Here is a 10,778-nt window from a genome sequence, read left to right on the forward strand (position 1 = left end):
ACGCGTCTTGGGAGCGGCGGCTCGCCGCCTTGAGCAAAACTTTTAATTTAGCAAACTTGGACGCGAATAATAATCATTAATTTAACAAAAAAGTAGAACGCGTCTTGGGAGCGGCGGCTCGCCGCCTTGAGCAAAACTTTTAAGTGTCTTAGGGTTTCTACAAAAATTGAAGAAGTATAAATTATAATTCTTATAAAACATTAAAAATAATTCCCGTTGTGATATAATAAATAAATTAATAACCGTTTATATTTATAGATTACTGAGGAGGAATTGTGATGATCGATAAGAGTTTTCAAGAGAAATTTATCAAAGAGGGTCTTACCTTCGATGATGTTTTACTTATCCCAGGAGAATCAAATGTTGAGCCAAAGGATGTTGACATCAGTACTCACCTCACAAAAAAGGTTAAGCTGAACACACCTATTATTACAGCTGCTATGGATACTGTTACAGAGGCAAGAATGGCGATAGCTATTGCTCGTGAGGGTGGTATCGGTGTTATTCATAAGAATATGCCTATCGAAAAACAGGCTGACCAGGTTGACAGAGTTAAGAGGTCAGAAAACGGAGTTATAGTAAATCCGTTCTTCCTTACTCCTGACCACTATGTTTCTGATGCAAATCAGCTTATGGCTAAGTATAAGATTTCAGGTGTGCCTATCTGTCGTGATGGTAAGCTTGTCGGCATTATAACTAACCGTGATATGAGATTTATGTCTGATAGCGATTATAATCAGAGAATCTCTGATGTTATGACTCACGAACAGCTCGTAACAGCTCCAGTTGGGACAACACTCCCAGAAGCACAGGAAATTCTTAGAAAGCATAAGATTGAAAAGCTCCCTATCGTTGATGAAAATGGTGCATTAAAGGGACTCATCACAATTAAAGATATTGAAAAGAGCGTGCAGTATCCTAATTCTGCTCGTGACGATAGCGGTCGCTTGCTTTGTGCAGCAGCTATCGGCGGTACTGCTGATGTTCTTGAAAGAGTTGCAGAGCTTGTTAAGGCTCAGGTTGATGTTCTTGTTCTTGATTCTGCACACGGACACAACAGCAATATTGTTAAATCCGTAGCTAAGGTTAAGAAGGCATTCCCTGATGTTCAGCTTGTTGCCGGTAATATCGCAACTGCTGAGGCTGCAAAGGCTCTTATTGACGCTGGTGCAGACTGCGTTAAGGTTGGCATTGGTCCTGGTTCAATCTGCACAACAAGAGTTGTGGCAGGTATCGGTGTTCCACAGATTACAGCTATCTTTGATGCAGCTAATGAGGCTTCTAAGCACGGTATTCCTGTTATCGCAGATGGCGGTGTAAAATATTCAGGTGATATTGTTAAGGCTCTCGCTGCTGGTGGCAGTGTTGTTATGATTGGTTCACTCGTTGCTGGTTGTGAGGAATCTCCAGGAGAGAGCGAAATCTATCAGGGCAGACAGTTCAAGGTATATCGTGGAATGGGCAGCCTTGGAGCAATGGGCAGAGGCAGCTCTGACAGATACTTCCAGGCAAGCAATAAGAAGTTCGTTCCAGAGGGCGTTGAGGGTCGTGTTCCTTATAAGGGAATGTTGGCAGATACTATTTATCAGCTTATGGGCGGTCTGAGAGCAGGTATGGGATATACAGGTTGTGCTACAATTCAAGAACTTCACGATAAGGCTAAGTTTGTTAAGATTACAGGTGCAGGTCTTAAAGAAAGCCACCCACACGATATTCAGATTACAAAGGAAGCACCAAACTATTCCTTCCATCAATAATATTATAAACATAGAGGACAAGCCAAATTTATGGCTTGTCCTTTTTTGATTAAAGGAGAAAATCTAAGACACTTAAAAACCTTGCTCGATACATATAAGGAAAACTACCGAGCGGGCGAACACAGTTCGCCCCTACAATTAGCTGATGTACTTCTTTAAGACACTTAAAAGTTTTGCTCAAGCTTTTTCAAAAGCTTGTAGGTCAAGGGCAACGCCCTTGTCGCTCTCCGCAGAGAGCGAAACACCTTTGGGCGAAGCCCAACATTTCTTTTTTCTAATCGGCGGATTTTATCCGCCGATAAATTTCTTTTATATGCAAGATTAGTCCCTAAGGGCGGACTTTGTCCGCCCTTTAAAGGCAAGAGATGTTAAGGGCTTTGCCCTTAAAACCCACCAAAGGCTCCGCCTTTGGAAACTGCAAGCTTTTGAAAAAGCTTGAGCAAAACTTTCAAGTGTCTTGGGAAAATTTGCTAACTAATCGGTAGTTTCGTCAACTGCGTCAATATAAGTCGATTTAGAATGTCGAGCGAGGCTCGCCACCGATTCCGCGTCTTGTCCTGTGCGGTCATGCACAACTTTTGGGTAAATGTATTAAATTTGTTAAAAATAGTTGAGAATTTTTTGATTTTGAATTATAATAGCATTGTAGAGAGTTTTAATACTTTAATTAGAAAATATTTAAATTTAAGGAGTAATGATATGTCAGAGGTTCAAAAGTTTATAAAGAAATACGCCGAAACTAATAAAAAATTTTATATAACAGAAGTTATAGACAGAATTAAAAATCAAGATATGATTTGGGTGGCTTATTCTCCTATTACTCATAACTATCATATGGATATTTGTGAGGGAAAGGCTATTTCATTCATATTTTCAGAAAAAGAATACTATAATGTTTATGAGGAGAAGCTTAAAAGCAAAGGAATGACTATTGCTCCCGCTGAGTGTAAGGTCGCAGACAGAACAGAGCTTTTTATGGGGCTTTATAGAAGCGGAATAGAGCTTATTGCGATTGATGAGGGACAGCAATATATTATAATCAGTCTTTTTGATATAATAAGAAAGCCAGATTTCGCTAATATTCCAGAAGTACAGCGACCAGTGCTTAATCCAAATCTTGTTGCAGCGGCGGATAATTTCTTTCAGGCACTTGCGTTTAAGCGTCCTACAAGAGAACTTGAAACAAAGATGTTTATAGAAATTTATAATGCAAGATATTTGATGCCTTTTGACCCTACACAGCTTAAAGCTAATCCTGAAAATATGGTAGATGGAAAGCTTGTTGTTAAGGATAAGAGCCAGTTTAAGATTCCACTTATCACAAACGCTGATGGAAAGAATTTCTTTGCTTTCTTTACAGACTGGATAGAATTCAGAAAATTTGATAAGCAGAAAAAACTTAGCGGAAATATCATAGGCTTTGAGGATTTGAAGTATTTTAGTAAAAAAGAAAATGGAGTAGTTATAAATCCATTTGGGTTTAATCTTATTCTTGATGAAAATATGATAAATGTTATAGAGTCTGTGGTTTCTGGCAAGCAAGATGTTAATATTGAAAAGCTTACAGTTGAAAAAGATACAAAGGTTATGCTTGGCGACCCTAAGGAGAAACCAGAAGAATTGATTGAGGCTATAAGCAAATGTTTAGAAAAGCATAATGAGGTTAAATCAGCATATCTCAAGCTTATGGTTAAGGATAATGTTGAAAGCTGGTTGCTTGTAATAGACTTTGAGGGAGAAAAAAATGCTCTCTTTGGGGATATTGCAAAGTCGGCTTTGGCTTATTCAAAGGGCAAAAATATAGACTTTATTAAGCTTGGCTCAGAATTCAGCAAGAACGCTATAAAAAATGCAGAGCCATTCTATAAAGCAAAATAACTTATATTAGGTGATTATATGATTCTATGCTTAACAGAGCGGTTGATTATAAGAGAATATGAGGATAGCGATGCGGACAGTATTGTCCGCATTGTTAATAATGAGGGGATTTATCGTACAACATATGCTATTCCGAGAGATTACAGCAAAAAAAGAGCAAAATGGTGGATAAAATATCTTCGCTCGAACGCAAAAAACAGAACTGGCTATGAATTTGGAATGTTCATTAAAGAGAGCGGAGAATATATTGGTAATATAGGAATAGTTAATATCAGTTCTGCACATAATAGAGGTGATATTACTTATTTTATAAATCCTGAATTATGGGGTCAGGGCTTTGCGACAGAGGGTGGCAGAGCTATGCTGAAGCTTGCTTTTGAGAGTTTGAGATTAAATCGCCTTGCTGGCTGCTGTATGAGCTGTAACGGAGCTTCAAGGAGAGTTATGGAAAAATTAGGCCTTAAATATGAGGGAACTGCACGAAGTGAGCTTTTGAAGGACGGCGTTTATTATGACATAGACCGTCTTGGAATGTTATCTCAGGACTATTTTTCGTAAACTGATTTCAACGGGGAAAAGTTGAAAAAAATTGTGTTTTCAACATCGAAATGTTGAAAATGTTGAAAAGCTAATTTTTATTCTAAAAGCGAAAAATGTAAAATCTTATAAAATGAGTTGTAAAAAAATTGCCAGCACAAAATATTGGGGTGAATTTTGAGAATTTTCTGAATTTGAATAAAAAAATAATTCAACTAAGCGGTTGAGTAGTTTTCAACCTTTTCAACAAAAAGCTGTTGAAAAGTCGGTTGAGATTAAAAATAACGGTTGAAATCATATAAAATCACAGCATTTTTGTGTTAAAACAGTAAAAGCCAAAGTTTTGAACTGATTTTTCAATGAAAAATTGTAAAAAACTCGGTTAAAAGTGTTGAAAACTCGGTTGAAAGTGAGGAAAACTTTTTCGGAAAACTTGAATTTTAAGGCATTTTTACTGGTGGAAAGGTTATCAACAGCTATGGTTTGAAGTATTGAACTTATAGAAAAATAAAAAGAGATATGTCGAATTTTCTGCAAAAAACTAAACAAACTGTGTAATAAGTTTATATATAATTATTTCCCATTGATTAAATTCAAAAGATGTTAAATATAGAGAAGCTTTAAGCGGATATTGCTATATATAGTGCGTGACCGCACAGGACAAGACGCGGAATCGCTCGACAAGTCTCGCTCGTGGTAGATTAGGGAAAATAGTTGACGCGGTCGAAGAGACTACCGCTTAGCTAACCGACTTCTCTTAGACACTTAAAAGTTTTGCTCAAGGCGGCGGTGCGTGACCGCACAGGACAAGACGCGTTCTACTTTTTTGTTAAATTAATGATTATTATTCGCGTCCAAGTTTGCTAAATTAAAAGTTTCGCTCGAGCCTTTTCAAAGGCTCGCAGTTTCCAAAGGCGGAGCCTTTGGTGGGTTTTAAGGGCAAAGCCCTTAACATTTCTTGCCTTTAAAGGGCGGACTTTGTCCGCCCTTAGTTACTAATGTTGCTAACAAAAGAAAATTAATCGGCGGATTTTATCCGCCGATTTTAAGAAAAAATAAATGTTGGGCTTTGCCCAAAGGTGTTTCGCTCTCTGCGGAGAGCGACCAAAGGCTCTGCCTTTGGAAACTGCAAGCTTTTGAAAAAGCTTGAGCAAAACTTTTAGGTTTTATCATTTAGTATTATTTATATGTAAAAAAGACGCTTAAAACCACTTTGAATATAAAAATTCTGAAAAAATTAAAAATCTTAGACACTCTAAAACCGCATAAATACTGGCTTTCTTGAAAATCTCGAAAAAAATTTGGGATTTTTTAAAATTTTTTTAAAAAAACACTTGCATTTTCTGAAACAGCGTGATATAATAATCAAGCAGTCGAGAGAACGACAGCAAAAAACAAAATAAAGAGTTGGTATTGATGACGCTGAGGGTCCACCCGTTCCCATGCCGAACACGGAAGTTAAGCTCAGTAGTGCCGAAGATACTTGATTGGTGACGATCTGGAAAAATAGGAAGATGCCAACACAAACTAAACAGCTACTACGGTAGCTGTTTTTTCTTTATATTTTTTAAGAAAATTGGAGGATAAATAATGAAAAAGATTTTAGCAGTATTACTTGCACTTATTATAATACCACTTTCAATGCAGACATACAACGCAGATGAAAGCTCTGAAACAGCCCCTCAATCAGAAAGCAGCACAGAATCTACTGAGCAGACCTCTGAGCCAGATAAACAGAAAAGGCTCGTTGCATTGGGTGATAGCATTACTCGTGGCTATGGGCTTGCTGAGGACGAAAAATCATATGTAGAGATATTAACCGAGGAGGGCAACTTTAAAAGCAATAATTTCGCCGTAAATGGCAGAACCTCGACTGTATTACTTGAGGATTTGCAAAAGCCCTCCGAAAAAGAAAGGTCTGCGCTTGAGCAAGCGGATTATATAGTTATGTCAATCGGCGGGAATGATATGCTATATCTTCTTAATAAGCTTGTAAATGGTGCGTTGCCTTCTGGTAGTACAGAAAATCCAGTTGAAACTGTAAATAATCTTATAGATATGGCAGAAAAGCTTACAGTAGAGAATATGACCTCAGATATTTCTTATTATAAGGCTACAGTCGAAAAGGTTATCAATATTCTTAGAGAAATGAACCCTGGTGCTGAAATAGTTATGCAGACGGTTTATAACCCGTTTAAGCCTATCTTCGTTGTAGCACCTATTATGTTTGCGAATATGAAAGATGATATAGACGGTGCTTATGAAAGGGTAGAAGGCTGTATAAATGGATTTAACACAACACTATTTGAACTTTCGGAAAAGTATGGATTTAAAATTGCTGATGTTAGCAAGGTTTTTAGGGAATCGGATAAGAAATATGTAAATATGTCGCTTTCTAACCCTGATATTCACCCAAATGCGGCAGGGCATAGGTGTATAGCGGAGATAATTGAGCAGACGCTTGACCCTGATAAAACTATTTTTACGTCTGCAAGTGTTGAGAGCGGAAACAGTGAGAATAGTAATTCTAATAAATTAGAAAATTCAGAAAAACTTTCAACAAATAGTGAGCAATCGGTTGAAAATTCTGAAGATAACACTTCTGATAGTGAAGAAATGAGCTATACGCAGAGAATTTTAATATTTGTAGGCATTATGGCGGTTATTTCGTTTGTAATAACCTATACACGACTAAAAAATAAGGGAAAATAGTATTCTGAATTGCACAATATAAAGATATAATTAGCTTGAGATATTTGTTATAGTTTACAAAAAGTAAAAATATACTTGACAAAAAACGACTGAAAGATATAATAAAAATTAAATTCTTTATTAACAGATAATTGTATAATAAAGTAAATGATGTTTGTTTTTTGGAGGAGTATAAATGCCTGAAAAGAAAAAGGTAATAAGAATTTCTTTGCTTACTTTTGCGGTGCTTGCGATTGCTGCAATTATTGTTATTACGGTTTTGGCTATTGAAAACAAAGAAAAATCAGAACGGCAAAAAAGTGCGTCGGAACAAAATAATGTAATATCAGATGTTGGCGAAGCCGTAGACTTCATGACATTTTTGAAGGATTATTCTATAGATGTAGACGACAATATCTACAAGAAATATAAAAATATTTCAGAGGAAATTTTCGATAATATTTTTGAAGAAACCTTAAGCTCAAGTTCATTGGGAAATCTTGCTGTTATTAACAGCTATTTTAATCTCGGCAAGGAAGAATATATAAAAGATTTATTTGATAAATTTTACTATGAAGAATATGACGGTTTAAAGGTTCATATTGGAGATGATGAGGTTCCGGAATTTTATATGTATATGTTTACACTTGTAAGCCTAAAAAATTCGGGTATTGATTTATCAGAATATAATTTTGATAAAAAGCTGGCAGATGAATTCAATAAAAAAATTGAGAAATCAGGCATGAACAGCGATTTGAATGATATATTCTGGTATTTCTCTTATACAGACAATATTAATATGATTAAATATCAAAAAGCAAGAGATTATTTCTCGCAATATTATGACATAGATGAGGAAAAGAAAAATTCAGATTATTTTAGTTCTGTTTGCACAATAAACTATTATAGGCAGCTCTTTGATAATGATGACAGCTTAAAAAACAAGGTGAATGAGGTATATATGTCCTTAAATTCCGATGACAGCTTTGGATTTAATGGTGAACTCGGTGATTTATCTATTATCGCACAAACATTGAAGGATTCTGGTATAAAAGAAATTAACAAAAATAAATACTTATCCGATAATGCTGAAAGATGGCTTGAAAAAGTATATAACAATGCAGCAGAAAAAAGTACAGATTGGCTGAAAGAGGTATAAAAGGAGATAATATATGAAACTTGAGGGTGTAAACAGAAGATTCGGCGACAGAGATGTCCTTAAAGATGTAAATTTAAATTTCGATAAAAATGGAATGGTTTTTATACTCGGTGCTTCCGGTTCGGGCAAAAGTACACTGCTTAATGTGCTTGGTCTGCTTGACGACGGTTATGACGGAAAGATATACTATGGTGAGAAAAGCGTATCTGATGAGGCACAAAAGACAAATATAAGAAGAAAACACATAGCTTTTATATTTCAGGAGTATAACCTCATAAATTCTCTTACGGTTAAGGAAAATGTACAAACCGCAGTAGATATTTCTGAGGGTGTTCTTGATGAAGAAGTATATAGCAATATAATTTCTATGTTCAAACTGAACAACCTTGAAAACAGAGATGTTGCAACTCTGTCAGGCGGAGAAAAACAGCGCGTCGCAATAGCGAGAGCCTTGGTGCGAAACAACGAAATAATTTTTGCCGATGAGCCGACAGGCAACCTTGACGAAGAAAATTCCGATATTATATTTAATGCGCTTAAAGAGGTTGCAAAGAATCATCTCGTTGTAATTGTATCTCATAATAAAGAAGCTGCCGAAAAGTTTGCCGACAGGATTATAACTATTCGTGACGGTAGGATTTTTGATGACAGCGACAGGGGATATTCAGAAAATTCTACATTAGAATTAACCGAACAGAGGGAAAAAAATCCTAAATCTAAGAAATGGATTAAAAGAATTTCATTACGCAGCTTTCAGAAGCGAAAGAAAAAATTGATTCCTTCTATAATAGCAATATTTATAAGCCTTGTCTGTATAGGCACAGTCTGCGGAATACTTTCCTCTACAATGAGTCTGATAAATAATACAAATGCTTCTATGATTGATTCGGACATGGTTTCTATTAACCGCGAGGACGATTTTTATGGTGAATCAATTCCAGAGGAGCTTATCAAGAAGCTGAATGATACCGGAAATATCAAAAAAATAGTCAAAAAGTCTGAAAGATACTTGACAATAGAAACAAATGAGAGAGAAGGCTACTTTTCCGCAGTTGCTACAAAAGCAATATTACTTGATGATTTCTTTAAAGAGAGAATCAAACCTCAGATGGGAGAGATGATTTCAAAAGACAGAGAAATCTTAATAAATACCAATATGGCAGAGAAATATTTTGAGAGTGCCGAGAATGCAATCGGTAAGACTATTAAATTTGGAGGCAGCAAAATAGAAGCTAAGATAGTTGGCATATATGACAACTTGATTTCAATTCAAAGTCCGTATGTAGTAATCACAGAGAAACTGCAAAGAGAATTGTCAAGAGAAAGTCTTGATTCATATGTGGTTCTTATGGATTCGCAGGAAACTATGATGCTTAACTCGGTATTGAATGATATAGATAAAAATTCTCAGCCTAAGATGATTTGCGGACAGCTTAACAAGAACAAAAACGAAGCCCTGATCAGTGTAAAATCCATAAATAAATATCTTGAGAGTATATTAAGAGAGGATTTGTACATATCCAACGAAGAAGCTTCAAGCGGAAAGATACCGCAGGAGGTTCAGAACCTGATTATAGGCTCGGAATATATTGTAGGTTCTTCTAATGCAAAAGTAAGTAAGATTAAAATAACGGGAATTTGTGAAGGCAAAGAATCGGAAGCAACACAAGCGGCAACCCTATATGTTAACAGTGAAGATAAGGACCAATGGATTGAAGATATAGTTCAGGAGATAGATGTTTATCTCAACGATTACAGCAGTGCTAAGATAGACGAGATAAAGGCTATTGCCAATGAAGATGATTATAAGGTTATATATTTGGCTGAAAATATAAAGAGGGGATTTTCACAGATTTTCTCCTTTATAGGCATAGCCATATCAATAGTTGCACTTATAATTATAATAATCTCGTGTATACTTGTAAGCCATTCAACAAAGTCCAATATTTTTGACAGAGTTTATGAGGTCGGAGTTCTGAAGTCGCTGGGAGCGGACAAAAAGTCCATTTTCAAGATGTTCAGCATAGAAAATCTGATAATAGGCTTGATTTCAAGCGTAGCTACGATATTGCTAATCATTATACTTAATATAGCGGGCTTGTCGAGCTGGTTGATTATACAGGGAATGCCCTGTTACAGCTTCTCGTGGTGGCATATAATCGTCATCTTGTTTGTGGGCTTGTTTATAACCATGATTTCAGGTCTTGGAAAGATGAATAAAGCCTCAAAGATGTCCGTAACAGACGCAATCCGCACAAAAAATAACTAAATATACTATAGCCTTAGAATGACAGTGTGTATTTCTAAGGCTTTTTTGTTTAGTATACAGCACATTCTAAATCTAAGATAAATAATATGTTTCATGCGGTTCGTAAGGTAAGTCTGTTTTGTAAAATGAAGTTAAAGAGTAGGAAAAGTTTATCTACATTTAGATGAAACTTATCGAAAAAATCCTATATATAGGTAAGGAAAAGTGAAAATAAAAAAATCGTAAGAAAAACGAAAAAAATTCAAAAAAGGTGTTGACATTCCTCGCAAAGTGTGGTAATATAATGAAGCTGTCGCGAGAGAGTGGCGAAAAACTTAAAGAGTAAGGGTTTAAAAAGCCAGTATTCAAGCGGTTTTTCAGTCAAGAAAAGAGTGAAAAGTGAGTAAAGCACAGATTGATTTCTGGATTGCAAATTCACAAAAAGCTCAAAAAACTTTTTGAAAAAGTTTGAAAAAAGTCTTGACAAACGCTTTCGAGTGTGGTAAAA

The 10,778-nt window shown here is 35.9% G+C and carries 6 protein-coding genes and 1 rRNA gene; all 7 read left to right on the forward strand.

What is annotated here, in order from left to right; genetic code table 11:
• Positions 1-278 precede the first annotated feature (278 nt).
• The 7 genes from guaB (at position 279) to C9914_RS05325 (ending at position 10,291) form a co-directional block, all read left to right on the forward strand.
• Positions 279-1,757: an IMP dehydrogenase gene (guaB, locus tag C9914_RS05290; RefSeq protein WP_022264593.1), complete on the forward strand. Its 1,479-nt coding sequence runs from the start codon at positions 279-281 to the stop codon at positions 1,755-1,757.
• Between the two features lie 699 nt (positions 1,758-2,456).
• Complete coding sequence (locus C9914_RS05295) at positions 2,457-3,635, forward strand: enhanced serine sensitivity protein SseB (RefSeq protein WP_158707338.1); 1,179 nt, start codon at positions 2,457-2,459, stop codon at positions 3,633-3,635.
• Positions 3,636-3,653: 18 nt separating this feature from the next.
• Complete coding sequence (locus C9914_RS05300) at positions 3,654-4,193, forward strand: GNAT family N-acetyltransferase (RefSeq protein ID WP_022264596.1); 540 nt, start codon at positions 3,654-3,656, stop codon at positions 4,191-4,193.
• Between the two features lie 1,385 nt (positions 4,194-5,578).
• Positions 5,579-5,695, forward strand: a 5S ribosomal RNA gene (rrf, locus tag C9914_RS05310).
• 67 nt (positions 5,696-5,762) lie between these two features.
• Complete coding sequence (locus C9914_RS05315) at positions 5,763-6,884, forward strand: SGNH/GDSL hydrolase family protein (RefSeq protein ID WP_106763884.1); 1,122 nt, start codon at positions 5,763-5,765, stop codon at positions 6,882-6,884.
• 175 nt (positions 6,885-7,059) lie between these two features.
• Complete coding sequence (locus C9914_RS05320; RefSeq protein ID WP_106763885.1) at positions 7,060-8,022, forward strand: hypothetical protein; 963 nt, start codon at positions 7,060-7,062, stop codon at positions 8,020-8,022.
• 13 nt (positions 8,023-8,035) lie between these two features.
• Positions 8,036-10,291 (forward strand): ATP-binding cassette domain-containing protein, encoded by a 2,256-nt coding sequence (locus tag C9914_RS05325; protein ID WP_106763887.1) that lies wholly within the window; start codon positions 8,036-8,038, stop codon positions 10,289-10,291.
• Positions 10,292-10,778 lie beyond the last annotated feature (487 nt).

Source organism: Pseudoruminococcus massiliensis, assembly GCF_900291955.1.
In the GTDB taxonomy this organism is placed as follows: Bacteria; Bacillota; Clostridia; order Oscillospirales; family Acutalibacteraceae; genus Pseudoruminococcus; species Pseudoruminococcus massiliensis.

Coding starts and splice junctions, on each gene's coding strand:
- guaB (WP_022264593.1), top strand. CDS start 279: ATGATCGATAAGAGTTTTCAAGAGAAATTTATCAAAGAGGGTCTTACC.
- C9914_RS05295 (WP_158707338.1), top strand. CDS start 2,457: ATGTCAGAGGTTCAAAAGTTTATAAAGAAATACGCCGAAACTAATAAA.
- C9914_RS05300 (WP_022264596.1), top strand. CDS start 3,654: ATGATTCTATGCTTAACAGAGCGGTTGATTATAAGAGAATATGAGGAT.
- C9914_RS05315 (WP_106763884.1), top strand. CDS start 5,763: ATGAAAAAGATTTTAGCAGTATTACTTGCACTTATTATAATACCACTT.
- C9914_RS05320 (WP_106763885.1), top strand. CDS start 7,060: ATGCCTGAAAAGAAAAAGGTAATAAGAATTTCTTTGCTTACTTTTGCG.
- C9914_RS05325 (WP_106763887.1), top strand. CDS start 8,036: ATGAAACTTGAGGGTGTAAACAGAAGATTCGGCGACAGAGATGTCCTT.